Raw genomic sequence first — 20,424 nt, 5'->3', positions numbered from 1 at the left:
GCACGCGGCAATCAGGGCAGACTGAGTACGGATACCCAAACAATTGGGCGAAGGTCCTGAAGACAGGGTGACGCGTCATGTCCGACACCGCCGGAACCGCCGACGAGGCCGAGGTCGCACTCCGTGGCAGGCTCATGGCGGCGCTCTCCCCCGAGGCGCCCGGCCGCCCCCTGTTGATCCTGGTCGAGGGCCCCGCCGGCACCGGCAAGAGCCGCCTGGTGGAACGGCTCCGGGAGGCCGCGCCCGACACGGCCCGCCGCGTGGTGCTCGGCGAGCCCATACCCGTCGACCGGCCGGTTCTGCTCGTCGTCGAGGACGTGCACCGGGCGTCCGCCGAGCACGTCGCCGCTCTCCACGCCCTGCTGTCCGACCCGCCCGCACGCCTGGTGTGCCTCCTCAGCTGTCGCCCGGAGGAGCTGCCCGTACCGGGGATGGTCCTCGGGCCGGACACGGAGTTCCCGGCGCGTCTCACGGTGGTACGGCACGTCGTCGGCCCGCTGGACCTCGCCGCCGTGCGTCGGACGGCCGTGGACGCACTCGGCGCGGACCGGTGTCCGGCCGGCCTCGCCGAGGCCCTGCACCACGCCTCCGGCGGTGTCGCCCAGACCGTCGCCGATCTGCTGGACCTGCTGGCCGCCCGGGGCCCGGCCGCGGGGCAGCCGCGCCCCGCCGAGGTGGCCGAGCTCGGCACACCACCCCGTCTCGCGGCCCTCATGCTGCGCCGCGTGCTCTCCGTGCCCGAGGAGCAGCGCCCGATCGTGCTCGCCGCCGCCGTCCTCGACGAGCCCGCGACCGCCGGGGAACTCGCCGCGGTGGCCGGGCTCGCCACGGCGCCGGGCCGGGACGCGCTGCTCACCGCCCTGCACCGGGCCGCGCTCGACCCCCGGGGCGAGGGCCGGTACGGCTTCTCCTCACCGCTCGCCGCCGACACCGTCCGCCGCTGGACGCCCGGCCCCGTCCTGGAACTGCTGCACCGGAGGGCCGCGCGTCTGCTGGCCACGCGCCAGCCGGTCCCCTGGGAACGGCTCGCCGGCCACCGCCGTGCGTGCGGCGACGAGCGGGGATGGCTCGTCGCCGTCGAGCGCGCCGCCCAGCGGTTCGAGGAGGACGGTGAGCAGCAGCGCGCCGCGCGCCTGCTGGAATCGGCGCTCGCGACCGGTCCGGTCCCCCCGCACGCCCGCCCCCGGCTCGCCACGCTCCTCGCCCGCTGCGCCGTGGTGGGCCTGCGTTCCGACCAGACGCACGACGTACTGCGGCACATCGTGGCCGATGCCGGCCTTCCGCCGGCCGTCCGCGGTGAGATCCGTCTGGACCTCGGTCTCCTGCTGTGCAACCAGATGGGCCAGGTCGTCGAGGGGAGGGCCGAGCTCGCCCGCGCGGTGGACGACCTCGCCGGCCGGCCGGTGCCCCTGGCCCGGGCGATGGCGGCACTCGCCATGCCGTACGGGCCGGACGCGCCGTTCGCCGAGAACATCGCCTGGATCGAGCGGGCCGTGAAGGTCGCCGCCGAGTCGGGGGACCCCGTCATCCAGGCCGCCGTCGCGGCCAACCACGTGAGCGTCCTGCTGAACACCGGCGATCCGGCCGCCTGGTCGCTCATCGACGGCCTCCCGCGGGACAGCGAGCTCGTCGGGTGCCGGCAGCACGCGGCCCGCGGACTGTGCAACGCCGCCGACGCGTCGGTGTGGCTCGGCCACTACGAGAGGTCGCGTGACCTGCTCGCCGAGGGCGTGGCCCTCGCGGCCCGCAGCGGCGCCGCGTACGCCGAGCAGACCGGGCACGGCTGCACCCTCGTCCTGGACTGGGCGACCGGTCACTGGCCGGGGCTCGCCGGCCGGGCCCGCACCTTCGTCGACGAGGCCGGCACCATGCCCTACCTCGTCGCCGACGCGCGGCTGGTCCTCGGCCTGCTCGCCCTCACCCGCGGTGAGTGGGCCGACGCCGTCGACCACCTCACCGGGCCGGGGGCCGCCGACCTGGACAGCGGCCCGGTCCCCATCTCGGCGGCGGCCTCCGGCGCCCTGATCAGGCTCGCACTCGCCCATGAGGACATCGACGGTGCCGCCTCCGAGGCCGCTGCCGCGTGGGGTCGGCTGCGCACCAAGGGGATCTGGCCCTGGGCCGCCGAGCTGGCCCCCTGGGCGGTCGAGGCGACCGTGCGCGCGGGAGCCGTGGACACGGCCCGCGAGATGGCCGCCGAGTTCGCGGGCGGTCTGGACGGCAAGGACGCCCCGTCGGCGGCCGCCGCCCTCGAATGGACCCGCGGCGTCCTCGCCGAACGGACGGGGAGGGCGGCCGAGGCCAAGGCCTGCTACGAGAGGAGCGCCGCCGCCTACCAGGCCATCCGCCGGCCCTATCAAGCAGCCCTCACCCGCGTGGGCGCCGCCCGCTGCGCCCTCGCCCATGACGGCGACAGCGGCTCCGCCGTCGCCGTGCTCGCCGACTGCGCCACGGCCTTCGACGCGCTCGGCGCGACCTGGGACGCCGCGCGCACCCGCTCCGAGCTGCGCCACCTCCGTCCCGTCGCGGAGCCCCGCTCGCCCGGCCGTCCCCGGTACGGCGACCTGCTGTCCCCCCGCGAGGCGGAGGTCGCCGAACTCGCGGCGGCCGGCATGACCAACCGGGAGATCGCCACCACCCTCCATCTGTCCCCGCGGACGGTCGAGCAGCACGTGGCCCGCGCCATCCAGAAAAGCGGCGCGCGCTCGCGGCAGGGGCTCGGGCGGGCGCTCAAGGGGGCCGGGAATTGATTGCGTATCCGTGATGATGCGGTTCCGGACAGACCGGGAGCTGCTTTAGCGCCATGATCGTCTCGGGCGGCGCCGCACTCACACCCCGTGCGGCGCCGCAACGGGCTTGTCCTCCGCACCGATTCCGCCTGCCTTCGCGCACCTCCTGCGGGCCGGGCTCGGCGGTCAGCCGGACGCGGGGGTCCCGGTCGGTTCGAGGAGGCGCCGCCGGAAGAGGTCGAGGACCTGGTCGAGTGCCTGACGGGTGGGCTGGCCGGGTTCGTCGACGAGGTGCTCCGTCAGGACGGAGTGGGGCGGCATCAGGCCGTCGGGGTTGGCCGCGTCGTCGTCGAGCTCCACACCGACGAAGGCGTCCCCCAACTGCTCGCGCAGGTGGGCGAATCGCGCTCCGGGGGCGAGGCGGTCGCCGCGGAAGCGCAGCCCGAGGACGGTCAGGCCTTCGGCGCAGCGCCGCCGGACGGTCCGCAGGTCCTCGGGTGAGATGTCGATCGAGCGGCGGTTGCGGTCCGTCACGGCCAGCGGGAGGGACGGCTGGCAGAGCACGGGCGCGAGGAGGCGCTCGTCCGTCGCCATGGCCAGGGCGAAACCGCCGGTCAGGCACATCCCCAGGGCACCGACGCCCGGGCCGCCGCACCGTTCGTGCTCCTGGGCGGCCAGGGCACGCAGCCAGTCCACGACCGGAGAGGTCCGGCCCGCGGCGAGCAGGGTGAACTCCCGGCTGACACACACCTGGACGGCCGCGCGCAGGCCGGTGCCCGCGGCCCCCGCCCACCCGTGCGCCTTCGGGTCGGGATCGCGCCCCGCGGTGCCGAACAGGTCGGGCAGGACGACGGTGCAGCCGATGTCCCGGACCCGGCGCGCGAACCGGGCGACCTTCGGGGTGATGCCCGGGATCTCGGCCATGACGATCACGGCCGGGCCGGTGCCGGAGCGCAGCACCCGGTGCGTACTCCCCCGGTGCGTGAAGCGTTCACGGGTGAAATCCGACAAGGCGTCGTCGGGCACGTGTCCTCCAGTTCCCGGAAGGGGATCGCCGTCCGTGCGGGCATGCCGGCACGCGACACGTTACCCGCCGGTAGCCGCCCCCACCCCTTTCGAACGGGCGGAGTTCGTCGGCGGGCGATTGTGACGTGCGCCTTGCAGTCACATGACAGGCACCTGCGAATACTTCCCACGGTGCGGATCATGACAACAAAATGACTCGAAGTCGGGATCGCCCTCCTCCGATTCAGAGGCATTCAGAGGCATCGAGCCCGCATCGCACCGCGAGCGCAGCGCCGCCCGGATCGGCTGCGCCTTTCCACCCCCCTCAGAAAGCACGTCGAGCATGCCCAGAACCGGCACACCCCCGCCGGCCCTCCGTACGGCCCACACCGCCGCACCTCGTACCGCCGCCCTCACTCCGGCGCGCGGGAAGGCGGGGTCGTGCTCCGTCACGTGATGCGCAAGACGGCCGGCTGGCTGGCCATGATCGTGGTCGCCACCAACGTCACGTACGTACTCGCCGCCTGGTTCCTCGACCCGAGGTCCAACTACAAGGACACCCGCCCGGTCCGCACCGAGGCGGAGATCGACCAGGCCCTGGCGCCCTACAACCTCGACCCCCGGGTGCCGCTGGTGGACCGGTGGTGGCACTGGTTCAGCGACGTGGTGCTGCACTTCGACTGGGGGAAGTCCCCGGTCGGGGCCTCGGTCAACGGCGAGATCGGTTTCCGGGTGCTGGTCAGCGGCCAGCTGGTCACCGCCGCCACCCTCCTGTCGGTGCTCGTCGGTGTCGGTCTGAGCGTGTCCACCGCGTCCCGGCAGTACGGCTGGTGGGACCGGATCACGCAGCTGGTGTCGGTGTTCCTGTTCAACATCCCCACCGCCGTCGCCGCGTTGGCCGTCGTCCTCCTCGGGATCTGGCTCAACCAGAGCCTCGGGCTGCGCTTCCTGTACGTCGCGGGCGAGAAGTCCCCGACCGTCGAGGGCCTGCTGCCCACGGTGGTCGACCGGGTGCAGCACCTCGTCCTGCCGACGCTGAGCCTGACGCTCCTCGGGTACGTGGGCTATCACCTGACCCAGCGCACGCTGCTGCTCGACGCCATCGGCTCGGACTACGTGCGCACCGCGCGCGCCACCGGCCTCACCCGCGCCCAGGCGATCCGCCGCCACGCGCTGCGCGCCTCGCTGATCCCGACCGCCACCTCCGTGGCCTTCGGCATCCCCGCCGTCTTCACGGGCGCGGTCATCACCGAGACCGTCTTCGGCTGGAACGGCATGGGCCAGTACTTCATCCAGACCATCGGCAAGAACGACGTGCACGGCACCGTCGCGGTGGCGGCGTTCGGCGCGGCCATGACCGCGATCGGCGCGATCCTCGCCGACATCGCCGTCGTCCTCCTCGACCCACGGGTGCGGGTGAGCTGACGTGACGCTGTACCTGCGGCGCTTCGGCCGCAATCGCGGGGCCCTGCTCGGCGTGGCGCTCTTCGTGCTCCTGGTGCTGTTCAGTGTGCTCGGCGGCCTGTTCTCGCCCTTCGCGTACACCGACGCGGACTTCACCGCGCTCACCCAACCGCCGGGCGCGGCCCACTGGTTCGGCACCAACCAGGGCGGGAACGACGTGTACGCCGAGGCCGTGCACGGTCTGCGGCGTTCGCTGGTGATCGCCGTCAGCGTGTCGGTGCTGACGATCGTCCTCGCCGCGTTGATCGGCGCGGGAGCCGCGTACCTCGGCGGCAGGGTGGAGAAGCTGACCCTGGCGGTCATCCACTTCCTGCTCGTGGTCCCGTCGTTCCTGATCCTCGCCCTCGTCTCGCACCGGCTCGCCGGCGACTGGCGGGTGCTGATCCTCGTACTCACCGTCTTCGGCTGGATGACGACCGCCCGCGTCGTCTGGTCGCTGTCCACGTCGCTGCGCGAACGCGACTACGTGCTGGCCGCCGAGTTCATGGGAGTACGGCCGTGGCGGATCGTGCTGCGGCACATCATCCCCAACCTGGGCTCCCTCCTCGTGGTCAACCTGACCCTCGGGATCGTCGCCACCGTCCTCAGCGAGACGGCCCTGTCGTTCCTCGGTTTCGGCGTCCAGACCCCCGACGTGTCGCTGGGCACCATGCTCGCCGACGGCTCCGGCACCATCACCAGCGCCCCGTGGCTGTTCGCGTTCCCCGCCGGCCTCGTCGTGCTGCTCACGGTGTCGATGACGCTCGTCGGCGACGGGCTGCGGGACGCCCTCGACCCCACCTCCGTATCGGCGGCCTCGGGAGGCGCACGATGACGTTCACCCTTCCTCCTGCTCCTGCCCCCGAGTCGCCCTCGCGCGACACCGCGCTGACGCCCGTCCTGTCGGTGCGGGACCTGCGGATCTCCTTCCCGTCCGAGACGGGACCCGTCGAGGCGGTGCGCGGGGTCAGCTTCGACGTGCTGCCCGGCCGGACCCTCGGCATCGTCGGCGAGTCCGGGTCGGGCAAGTCCGCGACCGCGATGGGCATCATGGGGCTGCTGCCGCCGACCGCCCGGGTGTCGGGCGAGGTGCTGCTCGGCGGCCGCGACCTCGTCGGTCTGGACGACCGCCGGCTGTCCCGGGTGCGCGGCAAGGAGATCGGCATGGTCTTCCAGGACCCGCTGTCCGCGCTGACCCCGATCCACTCGGTCGGCCGGCTCCTCTCCGACGCGCTGCGCGTGCACCAGGACCTCACGAAGCAGGCGGCGTGGAACCGTGCGGTCGAACTGCTCGACCTGGTCGGCATACCCGAACCGCGGCGCAGGGCACGGTCGTTCCCGCACGAGTTCTCCGGCGGGATGCGCCAGCGCGTCGTCATCGCCCTGGCCATGGCGAACGCGCCGTCCGTCATCGTGGCCGACGAGCCCACCACCGCCCTCGACGTGACCGTGCAGGCCCAGATCCTGGACGTGTTGCGGACCGCGCAGGCCGAGACCGGCGCGGGGGTCGTGCTGATCACGCACGACCTCGGTGTCGTCGCCGGATACGCCGACGAGGTCGCCGTGATGTACGCCGGGCGGATCGTGGAACGGGCGGGCGCCGACGAGCTGTTCCGGCGGCCCACCATGCCGTACACGATCGGCCTGCTCGGCGCGGTGCCCCGCCCCGACGCCCCGAAGGACCGCCCGCTGGTGCCGATCGGGGGCGAACCCCCGTCGCCGGCGTCGCTTCCGACCGGCTGTCCCTTCGCGGACCGGTGCCCCGCCGTGCTCGACGCCTGCCGTACGCGGGAACCGGCGGCGACACCCGTCGCCGGGCACGGGGACGTCGCCTGCCTGCGCGCGGACGAGATCGCCGACGGCCGGCTGACGGCGGAGGCGCTGTTCCCCGCGCCGGAGGCCCCGGACACCCCGGAGGCCCCTCCCGGGGAGGTCGTCCTGCGGGTGTCGGGCCTCGGCAAGACCTTCCCCGTCACCAAGGGCGCGTTCCTCAAGCGCCGCGTCGGCACGCTCCACGCGGTCAGCGACGTCGACTTCGAGCTGCGGGCCGGCGAAACCCTGGGCCTAGTGGGCGAGTCCGGCAGCGGCAAGACCACCACGCTCCTGGAGATCCTGCGGCTCAGGCCGCCGGAGAGCGGCCGGATCGAGATCGCGGGCACGGACGTCGCCGACCTCGGCTCGGGCTCCCGTTCCCGTTCCCGCTCCGGCTCCGGCTCCGACTCCGGCTCCGGCTCCGCCGAGCGGCTGCGGGAGCTCCGCGGCGCGGTGCAGATCGTCATGCAGGACCCCATGGGGTCCCTCGACCCGCGGCTCCCGGTCTTCCAGCTGCTCGCCGAACCGCTGCAAGCGGTCGGCGTCGACCGGACGGCGATCCGGGCCCGGGTGGCCGAACTCCTGGGCATGGTCGGTCTCGACGCCTCGATGGCGGACCGCTTCCCCGGGGCCCTCTCCGGCGGGCAGCGCCAGCGCGTCGGCATCGCCCGCGCCCTGGCGACCCGACCCCGGATCGTGGTCCTGGACGAGCCCGTCTCGGCCCTGGACGTGTCCGTGCAGGCGGGCGTCGTCAACCTGCTCGCCCGACTGGGGCGCGAACTCGGCCTGGCGTACCTGGTCGTCGCGCACGACCTGGCCGTGATGCGGCACTTCGCCGACCGCATCGCGGTCATGTACCTCGGGCACATCGTCGAGACCGGCAGCACCGAGGCACTCTTCGCGAACCCCCGGCACCCGTACACCGAGGCCCTGCTCTCGGCCATCCCGGTGCCCGACCCGCGGCACGAGCGCTCCCGCGAGCGGATCGTGCTCGAAGGCGACCAGCCGAGCGCGTCGAACCTCCCCCAGGGCTGCGTCTTCGTCGACCGCTGCCCGCTGTACCGGCTGCTCGACGACGGGCTGCGGGAGCGATGCCGTACGCAACGGCCCGCCCTGGGCCCGGCGGCACCCGGCACCGGCCACCGCCACGCCTGCCACGCCCGCTGACATCGGGCCCCATCACGCCGACACCGCACCCCATGGTGTCGCCCCCCATGAAGGAATGAGGATCCACTCCGCCATGCGATCGAGCATGCGATCGAGCATCGCCGTCCCCGCAGCCGCCCTCACCGCGGCCCTCACGCTCGCCGTCTCGGCCTGCAGCGCCTCCGGGCCCGGCACGCCGGGCGCCGGAAAGGCCTCCGAGAAGGGCGCGGCCCCCGCCGCGGCCTCGGCGAAGGTCGACTACAACCCCCAGCCCTACGACAGCGTCAAGGAGGGCGGCACCTACACCACCGCCGGCACCATCGACGACCAGGGCAACCCGTTCAACGCCAACGCCACGCTCACCGCCAAGCGCGTCTGGTTCTGGTACAACCCGGACGTCATCACGTACTCCCCCACCGGCGAGACGCAGTACAACCCCGACTACCTCGCCGACGTCAAGGTGAGCGTCACCGGCGGGAACCAGCGAGTGGTCCTCACCCTCAACCCCAAGGCCACCTACAACGACGGCACCCCGATCGACTGGACGGCCGTCAGGGCGACCTGGCAGGCCAACAACGGCGCCGACAAGAAGTACAACGCCACCGACACCGAGGGCTACAGCCACATCACCTCGGTCACCCGCGGCAAGGACGACAAGCAGGCGGTCATCGACTTCAAGGGCGTCGCCCCCTGGTGGTCGAGCCTGTTCACCACGTTCCTGCACCCCAAGGCCGCCACCGTCGCCGGATACAACGAGGCCTACGTCAAGAAGGTCCACCCCGAGTGGGGCGCGGGCCCGTACACCGTCGGGAAGTTCGACGCCAAGGGCGGCGACCTCACCTTCGTGCGCAACCCCAAGTGGTGGGGCAGGAAGGGCAGGCTCGACAAGCGCGTCTACGTCAACCTGGAGTCGGACGCCGCGGCCAACGCCTTCAAGAACGGCCAGATCGACTACACCTCCGCCGGCGACGCCGAGGGCCTGAAGCGGCTCTCCGGCGTCCAGGGCACCGAGATCCGCCAGGGCGGCAGCCCGTTCGCGTACTCCTTCTACGTCAACGCCAAATCGCCCCACCTGCAGGACATACAGGTGCGCAAGGCGCTCCTGGAGAGCATCGACCGGACCCAGATCGCCAAGATCCAGTTCCAGGGCCTCGGCGACTACAGCGAGCCCCTGCCCGGCTCCCTGCTGCTCTTCAGCTTCCAGAAGGGCTACTCCGACAACGTCGGCGCCGTGATCAAGCACGACCCGGAGGGCGCCAGGAAGACCCTGGACGCCGCGGGCTGGAAGCCCGGCGCCGACGGCATCCGGGAGAAGGACGGCAAGAAGCTCACCGTCACCTACACCCTGCGCGGCGACGACCCGCTGGAGAAGGCCACCGCCGGCGCCCTCGTGCAGATGCTCAAGCCGGTCGGCATCCAGGTGGACCTCAAGAACTCCACCGAGGCCGACTTCGCCAAGATCCTCACCGACCGCAGCTTCGACATCTTCCTCGTCGGCAACCGCGCCGGGGACCCGTTCGGCACCCGCTACCTGTGCGAGTTCTACTGCACCGACAGCGCCTCCAACATCGTGAGCATCGGCTCCCCCGCACTCGACAAGGAGATCCACGCCGTCTCCGCGATCGCCGACCCCACCCGGCAGACGACCGAGGCCAACGCCGTCGAGCGCAAGGCGCTGGCACAGTACGGCTACCTGCCCCTGTTCAGCGGCCCGTCCATCTACGGCGTCAAGAACGGCCTGGCCAACGTCGGCGCCACCATCTTCGGCACGCCCCTGCCCGAAACGGTGGGCTGGCAGAAGTAAACCTCTCCTGCGTCTTCGGCCTGTGCCCCCGGATCAGTCCGGGGGCACAGGCCGAAGGTGTGTCGGTCGACTCGGGAGTGCCGGTTTCCTGGGCTGGTGGGCGGACACGTGTGGGGCGGTGCCCGGTAGTCCGAGCACCGCCCCTCATCCACCCGTGTTCACCGCCGTACGGCTCAGGCCTTGACGTTCACCCCCGCCCAGGCGGCGTCCACGGCCCGGACCTCGGCGCTGCCCGCGCCGTAGAGGTCGGCGGCCGCCTTCAGGGTGCCCTCACGGGCGCCGTGGTAGTCGGTGGTGGAGGTGAAGTACGTGGTCAGCGCCTTGTACCAGATCTGCACGGCCTTGTCGCGGCCGATGCCGGTGACCGTGGAACCGTCGACGGTCGGGCTGTCGTAGTGCACGCCGTTGATGTCCTTCGCGCCGCTGCCCTCGGACAGCAGGTAGAAGAAGTGGTTGGCGACACCGGAGGAGTAGTGCACGTTGAGGTTGCCGACGCCGGCGCTCCAGTAGTCGGCCGAGCCGCGGCCGTCCTTGCTGGGCTGGTCCTGGTAGCGCAGCGGCTTGCCGTTGCCGAAGATGTCGATCTTCTCGCCGAGCAGGTAGTCGCCCGGGTCCTGGGCGTTGTTCGCGTTCCACTCCACCGCGGTGCCGAAGATGTCCGAGGTGGCCTCGTTCAGGCCGCCGGACTCGCCGGAGTACTGCAGACCGGCGGTGGCGGAGGTGACTCCGTGGCTGAACTCGTGGCCGGCCACGTCGAGCTGGGTCAGCGGGTGCTGGTTGTTCGCGCCGTCGCCGTAGGTGATGGTGAAGGACTGGTCGTCCCAGAAGGCGTTCTGGTAGGCGTTGCCGTAGTGGACCCGGGAGACCGGGGCCCGGCCGTCGTTCTTGATGCCGTTGCGGTGCAGGACGTCCTTGTAGAAGTCCCAGGTCTTGGCGGCGCCGTAGGCGGCGTCGACGGCGGCGGTCTGGTTGTTGCCGGGGGTGCCGTCGCCCCAGACGTTGTCCGCGTCGCTGAACAGGACGCCCTTGCCGCCCGTCCGGTGCTGGAAGTCGACGGTGCTGGAGCCGCCGCGCACGGTGTCGACGAGGTCGAAGCCCTTCGACGACGTGGTGGTGTTGACGTTGACGGTGCCGCTGTACTGGCTGGCGCCGGTGCCGACCGCGCCGACCTGGGGGCTGCCCGGCTTGGCGGCCGCGGAGCCGCCCCTGGCGGTGATGCCGTCGGCTATGTCGTCGATCAGCTGCTGCTCGTACAGCTTCTTGCCGGTGTCGGCGTCGGTGACGACGCGCAGCAGGCTCGGCGTGACGCCGTCGTCCTGGGTGCCGCTGACGACGGTCTCGTAGGCGAGGACGGGCTTGCCGTCGGCGGCCCAGATGACCTTGCGGGGGGCTTCGCCGGTGGCGGCACCCGCGGTCCGCGCGACCTTGGCGGCCTTGACCGCGGCGGACTTGGCGGCGGTCGGGGTCTGCTTCGGGGTGAGCGAGGCGACCTTGATGGCGGCCTTGACGGCCTTGGTGACGTCCTTGACGGCGCCGTCGGCGGCGCGGTGGACGATGAGGTCGCCGCCGAGGACGGGGAGGCCGGCGTAGGTGCGCTCGTAGCGGGTGTGGACCGTGCCGTCGGCGTCCTTGACGACGTCCTTGACGACCAGCTTCTCCTTGGCGCCGAGGCCGAGCGACGAGGCGGTGGCCGCGGGGGACGTGTCGCCGGAGGGCTTCGGGGCGGCACCCGCCGACGCGGTGGCGGCGCCGGCGGCGATCAGGGTGCCGGTGAGGACGACGGCGCCGGAGGTGAGGGCGAGACGTCGCGCCGTGCCGCCTGTGGGGGAAAGCGAGGACATGTGGTTTCTCCAAAGAGTCATGGGGAGTTGGGCGGGATCGCCGCCCACCCGTTCAAGGAGGACTGCCTTGATGGGCAGGGACACTCGCAGCCCGTCGCGCACATGTCACGTGACATAAAAGGGGGTCCGGGTACTCGTGCCGGATTTGCCCCCTTGCTCTTCATGGGAACGACAAGGCCCCGACACGCACCGACACGGATGACACAGACATCCGCAACACTCGTGAAAAAGTCCTACGGCGTGCCGGGGAGCCGGACCGTGGCGACGAGGCCACCGGCGGGGCGGGGGGCGAGGTCGAGGGTGCCGTCGTGGGCGCGGACGATGCTGTGCACGATGGCCAGGCCGAGGCCGACACCGGCGTGCTCGTCGGTGCGGGCCCGTTGCGTTCCGCGCTGGAAGGGTTCGGTGAGGGTCGGCACCAGTTCCGGTGGGAGTGGATGCCCCGTGTTCTCGACCCGCACCACGCTCGCCCCGCCCCGGGCTTCGGTGTGGACCGTCACGGTGCCACCGGCGGGGAGGTTGTGGACGACGGCGTTCTGGACGAGGTTCGTCACCATCCGCAGCAGGAGCTCCGCGGAGCCGCCGGTCCGTGCCGCTCCGCCGGTGACGTCGAGCGTGATCCCTCGCTGTTCGGCGAGGGGAAGGAGGGTTTCGGCGGCCTCTTCGGCGACGAGGGAGAGGTCGACGCTCTCGCGGTGGATGTTCCCCCGGTCGCTGCGGCTGAGCAACAGGAGGGCCTCGGTGAGGTCGATCGCGCGCGTGTTCACCACCTGCAGGCGTTCCAGGAGTTCGTCCCGGTCCCGCGTGGGGTCCCTGCGGGCGACGTCGAGCAGTGTCTGCGAGATGGCCAGCGGGGTGCGCAGTTCGTGGGAGGCGTTCGCGGCGAACCGTTGCTGCTCGGCGACGTGCGACTCGAGTTGTTCGAGCATGGTGTCGAACGCGTCGGAGAGTTCACGGAACTCGTCCTGCCGGCCTTTCATACGGATCCGGTGGGACAGCGATCCCTCCCCGGCCGCCCGTGCCGCGGCCGTGATCCGGGTGAGCGGTGCGAGCATCCGGCCGGCGAGGAACCATCCCCCGACGAGGCCGAGGACGAGCAGGACGGCCATCGCCACGGCCGCGGCGGGGGCGAAGGTGTGCACGAGGAGGTAGCGGTTGGGCGAGATCCCGAGAAGGCCCTGCGGCTTGTCGGGTACGTAGCGCAGCAGGAACCCCCACACCACGGCCAGCAGGAGGGCGCCGGCGACGGCGAGGAACCCGGCGTAGCTGAGGGTGAGTTTCAGTCGGACGCTGAGCCCTGGGCGTCTAGGCATGCGTACTGCCGCCGTGGACGGAGTCCGGACCGGTGTCGATGCGGTAGCCGACACCCGGCACCGTGGCGATGATCCAGGGTTCACCGAGCCGTTTCCGCAGTGCGGAGACGGTGATGCGCACGGCGTTGGTGAACGGGTCGGCGTTCCCGTCCCAGGCCCGCTCGAGGAGCTCTTCGGCGCTGACGACCCCGCCGTCGGCGGCGACGAGGACGTCGAGGACGGCGAACTGCTTGCGGGTGAGCGCGACGTAGCGTCCGTCGCGGAAGACCTCCCGGCGGAAGGGGTCGATCCGCAGGCCGGCGATCTCACGGACCGGGGGCCTGGCGTACGCGCGCCTGCGGTCGAGCGCCCTCAGCCGCAGGACGAGCTCCCGCATCTCGAAGGGCTTGGTGAGGTAGTCGTCGGCGCCGAGCCCGAACCCGGACGCCTTGTCGTCGATCCGGTCGGCGGCGGTGAGCATGAGGATCGGGATGCCGCTGCCGGAGGCGACGATGCGCCGGGCGACCTCGTCGCCGGAGGGGCCGGGGATGTCGCGGTCGAGGACCGCGAGGTCGTAGGAGTGGACGCCGAGCAGCTCCAGGGCGGTGTCGCCGTCGCCCGCGATGTCGGCGGCGATCGCCTCGAGACGGAGGCCGTCACGGACGGCTTCGGCCAGGTAGGGCTCGTCCTCCACGATCAGTACGCGCATGCCCGAAGCCTAAGCACCACGGCATGCGGCCGGCGTGTACGGGGACGTGCGCGAGAGCGTGTACGGGGGCGTGTACAGAGACATGTACGAGGACGCGTACGCACCGGACACCCGGCTCAGCCCGCCGGTGCCGGCGCGGGGCGGGGCCGGTCCGACGGCTCCGTCGCCGCACTGCGCCACCAGCGGCGCGAGGCCAGTGCGGCCAGCAGGGCGCCGGCGGCGTTGACCAGTACGTCGTCCACGGAGGACACCCGGTCGAGGCGGAGGACGTACTGCGCGGTCTCGACCAGGACCGAGCAGCCCGCCCCGAGCGCCAGGACCCGCGGCACGGACGCCACCGCCGCGAACCGCATCGGGGCGAAGAACCCCAGCGCCGCGAAGACCAGCAGGTTGCCGACGATCCCGAGCGCCCCCATGGTGGCCAGGTCCCGCAGCGGGACCAGGCTCACCCGGCCGGGGACGACACCGGCCCCGGCGCCCGGCATCAGGGTCAGCCACAGGAACGGCACCGTCCCGTGGACCATGCCCACCTCGGCCAGCGACCTCCGCCACGCCCACGGGACGCCGTCGGCGCGCCGACGGTGCGCCAGCGCCCACACCACCAGTAGGGCCAGCGGCAGCGCGACCAGCGTCATGAGCACCACGCCGTTGAACGTGTCGAAGCAACCGTGCCACCGCCCGGCCATGCACCTCGGGGCGGACATCAGGAGCGGCCCCCGCAGGACGAACGCGGCGCCCGCCGCACCGAGGACCGTCAGGGCGAGGACCGCGATCCCGCGCGAGCGGCGGGGCGGCACCGGCAGGGATGCGTCGTGGTTCATACCCCCAAGGGGAACCGGAGGGCCGTTGCGGCGGCGTATGCGATTTTCGATACGCCCGCGATACACGCCCTCGCATCGGGGAACCGGCGCGAGCCGGAGGGCGGCGGCCTTCCCGGCGGCACGGTGCCGCGCCTGGCCGTGGACGGTGACGCGGCGGTACGGGCGAGCCCGTACCGCCGCGGAGACGAGCGGGGTGCCGTGCCGTCAGGAGACGGTGATGAACCGGGCGACGCTCGGCACCCCGTGGGCGTCGAGGGCGAAGAGCATGTAGGTGCCCGGCAGGACCACGCCCTTGTCGGCCGGGACGGACACCGTGTACGCCCCGGTCCCCGTGGCCGTGGAGGCCAGCGGGACCCGCCGCTGGTCGTTGTCCGTGGAGTGGGTCGCGGCCGCGGCCCGCATCAGGACGAAGGAGGCCACCGGCCCCCCGGTGGTGACGGTGAGCGAGGTGCCGGCGGCGGCCCGGGGCGGTACGCCGCCGGTGATGACGGGACGCGGCTTGGGCGAGCCGTCCTCGTTGAGGAGGTACGGCGGGGTGAACACGGCTCCGTCGGCGTGGTTGGTGGCGCAGTCGCCGCACAGGCCGCCGCCGCCGGAGAAGATCCGCCCGTCGGGCAGCAGGTTCGCCACGCTGTGGTAGTTGCGCGGGACGGCCATGCTGGCGAGCGGGGTGAAGCGTCCGGTCGCCGGGTCCCACAGCTCGGGGGTCAGCACGGACGTGGCGTCGCTGAACGGCACGGGGTACGCCTGCCCGCCGAACACGGCGACCTTGCCGTCGGGCAGGACGACGCTGTTGCCGAAGGCGCGGGCGTGGCCCATGTCGCCCGTGCGCGCGGCCTCGGCCCGATCGCCGTCGATGCTCACGGTGTACGCGCGCCGGGTGGCGGGCTTGTTCTCGTACGCGGGCGAGCCGCCCAGGGTGAGCAGTTTGCCGATGTCGTACGCGACGGCGTTGCCGGTCATGGCGTCCTGGCTGTCGCCCCGGGGGCCGGCGGAGGTGATGCTCCCGTTCCCGCCGGTGGTGATCCAGTTCATCTGCTTGCTCGGGCCCAGCTGGAGCACCTTGCCGCCCGAGGTGGCGTACAGCCACATGTGGTTGTCGGCGCGGTAGGCGCCGCGCGGGTCGGCCGTCATCGCCGGGACGGCGGGGACGCCGGGGAGCTTGCGCCAGGTGCCGGTGTCCGGGGACCAGACCTCGCCGGACTTGTCGCCCGCGGTTCCGCTCCAGGATCCGCCGAGGACGAAGGCCTCGCCGGTGGAGAGCAGGGTCATGGCCTGGTAGCCGCGGGCGATGTTCATGTCGCCGGTCGCGGACCAGGCGTCGGTGGCCGGGTCGTAGATGCTCGCCTTCTCCGCGTTGCTGCCGCCGGTGACCAGGACCCGGCCGTCGGCGAGCATCGCTATGCCCGGGCAGAACATGTCGTGGCCGGTGTTGTCGATGCGGCGCTGGGTGACCCTGCCCGTCTTCAGGTCCAGGATCGCGGTCTGGGTGTAGCCGTTGCTGCCGCCGAAGCGGTCGATCGCGTACGCCGACCAGGCCAGGAGTTTGTCGCCCGGCAGGACGGCGGTGGCCACCGGCACCAGGGGGAAGCCGGTGATGCGGCTCCAGGATCCGTGGGCGGCCGGGTTGGCCGGTCCGCTCAGGCGTATCTCGGCGGCGGAGGTCCAGGGCCCGCGGTTGCCGGCCTCGCCGGTCACGGTCAGGCGTATGAAACGGGCGTTGCTCACGCGGGTGAAGGTGGCGGTCTTGACGGTGTCGTCGTCGCGCCAGGTGCCCGAGGCGACCGGTGCGCCGAAGGTGGTGCCGTCGGTGCTGGTGGTGACGGTGTACGCGCCCGCGCGGCCGTTGGGGCCGTCCTTGCGGGGCTGGTAGACCAGGGCGGAGACGGCCGTCGTGCGGTGTGTGTCGACGGTGATGCTGTGCGGCAGCGGTGCCGCGGTCCCGGAGTACCTGCTGTGCCAGATGGTGGCGGCGTCGCCGTCGAGGACGTTGGCCGCGCGGCCGTTCTCCTTGACGGTCTCCTCGTCGCTCGCGGTGGCGGTCCATCCGGTCCGGGGCAGGTCGACGGTGGCTGCCGGGGTTCCGGGGTCGCCGAGGAGGTCGATCTCCGAGGCGGAGGTCCACGGACCGCGGTTGCCGGCCTCGGTGACGGCGGTGAGCCGGACGAACCGGGCGCCCTGCGGGGCGAATCCGAGGGTCTTGGCGGCGGTGTCGTCCGCGAGGGTGCCGGTGGCGACCGGACTGCCCCAGTTCTGGCCGTCGGCGCTCACGTGGATGCGGTACTCACCGACGCGCCCGTTGGCCCCGGTGGCGCGGGGCTTGTAGACGAGCGCCGAGACCACCGCCGTGCGGTGCATGTCGACGGTGATGCTGTGCGGGAGCGGGGCGGGGGTGCCCGTCCACTTGCTGTGCCAGATGGTGGCCGTGCTGCCGTCGAGGACGTTGGCCGCGCGGCCGTTCTCGCCGACGGTCTCCTCGTCGCTCGCGGTGGCGGTCCATCCGGTCCGGTCGAGCACGGGGGCCATCGGCTCCATGGCGTTCGCCGGTGCCACGCCGTGGTGCGGCGCCGGCGGAGGCGTCGGGCCGGCCCCCGCCGCCCTCGTGCTCGCCACTCCGAGCCAGGGGGTGAGCCCGACGAGCAGCGAGCCGAGGGCGAAGGCGACGAGCAGGGGGGAGCGCCGGAATGCTCCGGCAAGGGCTCGGATGCGTCTGGACTGCAATCGGACCTCCTGGGCGAACCGTGAACCGCTGCGGACCCCAAGAACATAAGTCAGACCGGATCAACTCGACCGCGAAACAGGGGAGTTGGCGCGAACCCACGCCAACCGGACGCGGAGCCCCCTCCTCCATGCGTTTCACCGGCCCAGTACGTCCCGCAACTGAGCACGCCCCGTGATGCCGAGCTTCGGGAAGATCTTGTGCAGGTGGAAGCCGATGGTGCGAGGGGACAGGTAGAGCCGGGCGCCGATGTCGCGGTTCGTCAGGCCCTCGGCCGCCAGTTGGGCGATCTGCAGCTCCTGCGGCGTCAGGCCGGCCACGGCCTCCGGGGCGGTGGAGTCCGTCACGGTGACACCCGCCGCGCGGAGTTCGGCGGTGGCACGCTCGGTCCACGGGCGGGCGTCGAGCCGTTCGAAGACCTCCAGGGCGGCCGCGAGCAGCGGACGTGCCTCCGCCGCACGGCGGCGGCGTCGCAGCCATTCGGCGAAGTCCAGCTGGGCGAGGGCGCGTTCGAAGGGCCAGCGGGCGCCCGCGGGGTCGGCGAGGGCCGCGAGGAAGTGCGGCTCGGCGTCGTCCGGTGGGCTCAGGAGGGCCGTGGCGCGGTGCACGATCGCGTCCAGGCGGCTGGAGCGGGGCGTGCCCAGGATGTCCTCGACCGCGCGGAGCACGGCGCGGGCGTCGTCCGCCTGGCCGACGCGCACGGCGGCCGCGGCGAGGTCGGCGAGGTGGTGGAGGGAGGCGTGGTGGTGCACGGGGGCGGGAGTGGAATCCTGGGTGAAGACGCGGCGGAGGTGCTCGTACGCCGCCCCGTGGTCTCCCTCCGCGAGCGCCGCCATGCCGAGGGCCTGGCAGTGACGGACGTACAGGCTGCGGGACTTGCGCAGTTCGATGCCGCGGACGGCCTCGGCGGCCCGCTCCCGGGCGCCGGTGTGGTCGCCGCGGAGGGCGCGCAGCGTGGCCTGGAGGATCGGTGCGCCCACGGCGACGTTGTCCGCCCCCGCTTCCGCGGCCAGGGAGAACGCCTCCTCGGCGGCTGATCCGGCGGCCGTCCATGCTCCGCTGTCGAAGAGGGCGAGGGCGAGGGCCTGGGTGACCGTGCAGTTGGTGCCGGCCGTGGCGGCCGGGCGGAAGTGGTCCATGGCCCGGCCGAGGAGCCGTATGGACAGGTCGGTCTCGTCCAGGATCCACGCGGTGGCGCCGAGCATGATGAGTTCGCCGAGCATGGTGGGATCCAGAACCGGACCCTCCTCCCACGAGGAACCCGCCAGGTCGCGCAGGCGCCGCAGCAGCGTCTCCCGGTCGGTGAAGGGGTGGGCGACCGCGTCTGCCCAGAGCCGGCCGCTCCGGTCCGGCTGCGGGGGGATCAGATCACCGACGCGCTGCAGTTCGGCGCGGTTCGCGGGGTCACCGGAGTTGTAGGCGGGGGTCGCCGCCGTCGCCAGCGCGTCCAGTGCCAGAGCGGGCGCGGCGGTGGCCATGGTTTCGGCCACGGGCAGCAGGAATCCGAGGGCGTCCTGATGGCGGAGCGTGACGGCCAGCGACCAGCCTCCGCACAGGGACGCCTCGGCGAGCAGCTTGGGATCGTGCGTCAGGGTGCCCACGCGGGCCGCGATCTCGCCCACCCACTGGGGGTACCCGGCGTACATGGCGGCGACGGCGGCGGCGAGCAGACGTCCGGCGCGGCGCTCCGTGTCCGGGGTGAGTTCGGCCGACCGTTCGAGGGCGGTGGCCGCGGCCGCGTATCCGCCGCGGCGCCGGGAGCGCTCGGCGCTCTGCGCCAGGGCGTCGGCGACCTCCTCGTCCGGGCCGAACGCCGCCGCGGCCAGGTGCCAGGCGCGGCGGTCGGGTTCGTGGGCGAACGCGGCGGCGAGCGCCAGATGGGCCTCACGGCGGTCGGCGAAGGACGCGGCCTGGTGGACCGCGAAGCGGATCAGCGGGTGGCGCAGCCGGACCTCGCCGTTCTCGACGCGTACGAGCCCGGCCTCCTCGGCGGGCCGCCAGACCTCGGGGTCGTCCAGGCCCGGGACGGCGTGCAGGACGTCGGAGAGCCGGTCCGTGCCGGCGGCCGCCGCCAGGAGCAGCGCATGGCGGGTCTCCTGCGGAAGTCCGGGCAGGTCGGCCGCGAACAGGCGCTCGAGGCGGGTGGTGAGCGGGAGGGCCTCGATCGCGCCGGGACGCTGGAGGCCCGGTCCCTTGGCGAACGCCCGCGCGAGTTCGATGAGGGCGAGCGGGTTCCCGGCGGCCTGTTCGATGATCTGGGCGCGGGCCTTGCCGCGCGGCGGATTCGGCTGCTCGTCGAGGAGGAGACCCGCCTCCGCCCCGTCGAGGGGGCCGGTCGCCAGATGGGGGAAGTCGCGGTCGAAGCGCGCCGGCACCGACTCCTCCCGTGCCGCGAGCAGCAGGGCCATCCGCTCGCCCTCCAGCCGCCTCGCGACGAACGCCAGCACGTCCAGGGAGCCGACGTCCAGCCACTGGGCGTCGTCGACGACGATGAGCAGGGGCCGTTCCGTCGCCGCCTCCGAGAGGAGGGTGAGCACGCCGGACCTGATGACGAGCGGCTCGGGTATCTGCCCGCCGTCGCCGGCGCCGTCGTCCATGCCGAACGCGTGCCGCAGGGCGTCGCGCTGACGTGCCGGCAGCCGGTCGATGTCGCGGAGCACGGGGCTCAGCAGCTGGTGGACTCCCGCGAAGTCGAGGCCCTGCTCGCCCTCGCAGCCGCGGACCCGGAGCACCCGCCTGCCGCGGACCGCGGCCACGTCGACGGCGTGGTCCAGCAGGGTGGTCTTGCCGGCGCCCGGCTCACCGGTCAGTACGAGCACCTTCGGGCCGGGACCGTCCGCGGCCTCGACCAGTCTGCCGATCCACTCCAGCTCGCGGGCCCTGCCCCGGATGCCCCGCGTGCGTGCCTCGACGGCGCCGACGTCCATGCTCTCCCTCGTCCGCCTCACGGCCGCCCCGGACCGCCCAGTGGAGCGAGGCCGGCCGCGAACTCCCTGTTCACAGCGTTGACACCATCCTGCCAGGCCCTCTTCCGGCATGACTGGTCACATGACAGAAGCGGCCCGCTCCCCCTCCTGACAGCATCCCGGCAGGGGCGTGGACG

Annotated in this window: 12 protein-coding genes; 5 read left to right on the top strand and 7 right to left on the bottom strand. The window is 72.8% G+C overall.

Annotation, left to right across the window (positions count from 1 at the left end; all coding sequences use genetic code 11):
• Positions 1–77 precede the first annotated feature (77 nt).
• Complete coding sequence (locus tag SVTN_RS32470; protein WP_052499422.1) at positions 78–2,750, top strand: ATP-binding protein; 2,673 nt, start codon at positions 78–80, stop codon at positions 2,748–2,750.
• A gap of 165 nt (positions 2,751–2,915) precedes the next feature.
• Here SVTN_RS32470 and SVTN_RS32465 read toward each other — a convergent pair whose 3' ends face one another.
• Positions 2,916–3,755, bottom strand: coding sequence for a dienelactone hydrolase family protein (locus SVTN_RS32465; protein ID WP_041132286.1), 840 nt, complete (start codon positions 3,753–3,755; stop codon positions 2,916–2,918).
• A gap of 420 nt (positions 3,756–4,175) precedes the next feature.
• On the opposite strand from SVTN_RS32465, the gene SVTN_RS32460 reads away from it, so the two are divergent.
• The 4 genes from SVTN_RS32460 to SVTN_RS32445 all read left to right on the top strand — a co-directional run bounded on the left by SVTN_RS32460 (position 4,176) and on the right by SVTN_RS32445 (position 9,939).
• Positions 4,176–5,159: an ABC transporter permease gene (locus SVTN_RS32460; protein WP_041132285.1), complete on the top strand. Its 984-nt coding sequence runs from the start codon at positions 4,176–4,178 to the stop codon at positions 5,157–5,159.
• 1 nt (position 5,160) lies between these two features.
• Positions 5,161–6,012 (top strand): ABC transporter permease, encoded by an 852-nt coding sequence (locus SVTN_RS32455; RefSeq protein ID WP_041132284.1) that lies wholly within the window; start codon positions 5,161–5,163, stop codon positions 6,010–6,012.
• On the top strand, positions 6,009–8,156 hold the full coding sequence (locus tag SVTN_RS32450; RefSeq protein WP_078908593.1) for a dipeptide ABC transporter ATP-binding protein: 2,148 nt from the start codon (positions 6,009–6,011) through the stop codon (positions 8,154–8,156). The genes SVTN_RS32455 and SVTN_RS32450 overlap by 4 nt, the downstream gene beginning before the upstream one ends.
• A gap of 85 nt (positions 8,157–8,241) precedes the next feature.
• Complete coding sequence (locus tag SVTN_RS32445) at positions 8,242–9,939, top strand: ABC transporter family substrate-binding protein (protein ID WP_041132283.1); 1,698 nt, start codon at positions 8,242–8,244, stop codon at positions 9,937–9,939.
• Positions 9,940–10,112: 173 nt separating this feature from the next.
• Here SVTN_RS32445 and SVTN_RS32440 read toward each other — a convergent pair whose 3' ends face one another.
• The 6 genes from SVTN_RS32440 to SVTN_RS32415 all read right to left on the bottom strand — a co-directional run bounded on the left by SVTN_RS32440 (position 10,113) and on the right by SVTN_RS32415 (position 20,248).
• Positions 10,113–11,780, bottom strand: a complete 1,668-nt coding sequence (locus SVTN_RS32440) for a M4 family metallopeptidase (protein ID WP_245727715.1) — start codon at positions 11,778–11,780, stop codon at positions 10,113–10,115.
• 233 nt (positions 11,781–12,013) lie between these two features.
• Entirely contained in the window at positions 12,014–13,093 is a 1,080-nt protein-coding gene (locus tag SVTN_RS32435) for a sensor histidine kinase (protein WP_041132282.1), read from the bottom strand.
• Positions 13,086–13,781, bottom strand: coding sequence for a response regulator transcription factor (locus tag SVTN_RS32430; protein WP_041132281.1), 696 nt, complete (start codon positions 13,779–13,781; stop codon positions 13,086–13,088). Before SVTN_RS32430 ends, SVTN_RS32435 begins: the two co-directional genes overlap by 8 nt.
• A gap of 116 nt (positions 13,782–13,897) precedes the next feature.
• A complete protein-coding gene (locus SVTN_RS32425) occupies positions 13,898–14,602 on the bottom strand; it encodes a VanZ family protein (RefSeq protein ID WP_041132280.1) in 705 nt (234 codons plus the stop codon).
• 204 nt (positions 14,603–14,806) lie between these two features.
• Positions 14,807–17,323 (bottom strand): galactose oxidase family protein, encoded by a 2,517-nt coding sequence (locus SVTN_RS32420; RefSeq protein WP_245727713.1) that lies wholly within the window; start codon positions 17,321–17,323, stop codon positions 14,807–14,809.
• A 135-nt stretch (positions 17,324–17,458) separates the two neighbouring features.
• Positions 17,459–20,248, bottom strand: coding sequence for an AAA family ATPase (locus tag SVTN_RS32415; RefSeq protein ID WP_041132279.1), 2,790 nt, complete (start codon positions 20,246–20,248; stop codon positions 17,459–17,461).
• Positions 20,249–20,424: the final 176 nt, after the last annotated feature.

Source organism: Streptomyces vietnamensis, from assembly GCF_000830005.1.
GTDB lineage: Bacteria > Actinomycetota > Actinomycetes > Streptomycetales > Streptomycetaceae > Streptomyces > Streptomyces vietnamensis.
The sequence above is the reverse complement of the archived record's forward strand: the minus strand, read 5'-3'. Positions and strand labels throughout refer to the sequence as shown.

What these genes read in the sequence shown, in the direction of transcription:
- SVTN_RS32470 (WP_052499422.1), top strand. Translation starts at nt 78, where the DNA reads ATGTCCGACACCGCCGGAACCGCCGACGAGGCCGAGGTCGCACTCCGT.
- SVTN_RS32450 (WP_078908593.1), top strand. Translation starts at nt 6,009, where the DNA reads ATGACGTTCACCCTTCCTCCTGCTCCTGCCCCCGAGTCGCCCTCGCGC.
- SVTN_RS32445 (WP_041132283.1), top strand. Translation starts at nt 8,242, where the DNA reads ATGCGATCGAGCATCGCCGTCCCCGCAGCCGCCCTCACCGCGGCCCTC.
- SVTN_RS32440 (WP_245727715.1), bottom strand. Translation starts at nt 11,780, where the DNA reads ATGTCCTCGCTTTCCCCCACAGGCGGCACGGCGCGACGTCTCGCCCTC.
- SVTN_RS32435 (WP_041132282.1), bottom strand. Translation starts at nt 13,093, where the DNA reads ATGCCTAGACGCCCAGGGCTCAGCGTCCGACTGAAACTCACCCTCAGC.
- SVTN_RS32430 (WP_041132281.1), bottom strand. Translation starts at nt 13,781, where the DNA reads ATGCGCGTACTGATCGTGGAGGACGAGCCCTACCTGGCCGAAGCCGTC.
- SVTN_RS32425 (WP_041132280.1), bottom strand. Translation starts at nt 14,602, where the DNA reads ATGAACCACGACGCATCCCTGCCGGTGCCGCCCCGCCGCTCGCGCGGG.
- SVTN_RS32415 (WP_041132279.1), bottom strand. Translation starts at nt 20,248, where the DNA reads ATGGACGTCGGCGCCGTCGAGGCACGCACGCGGGGCATCCGGGGCAGG.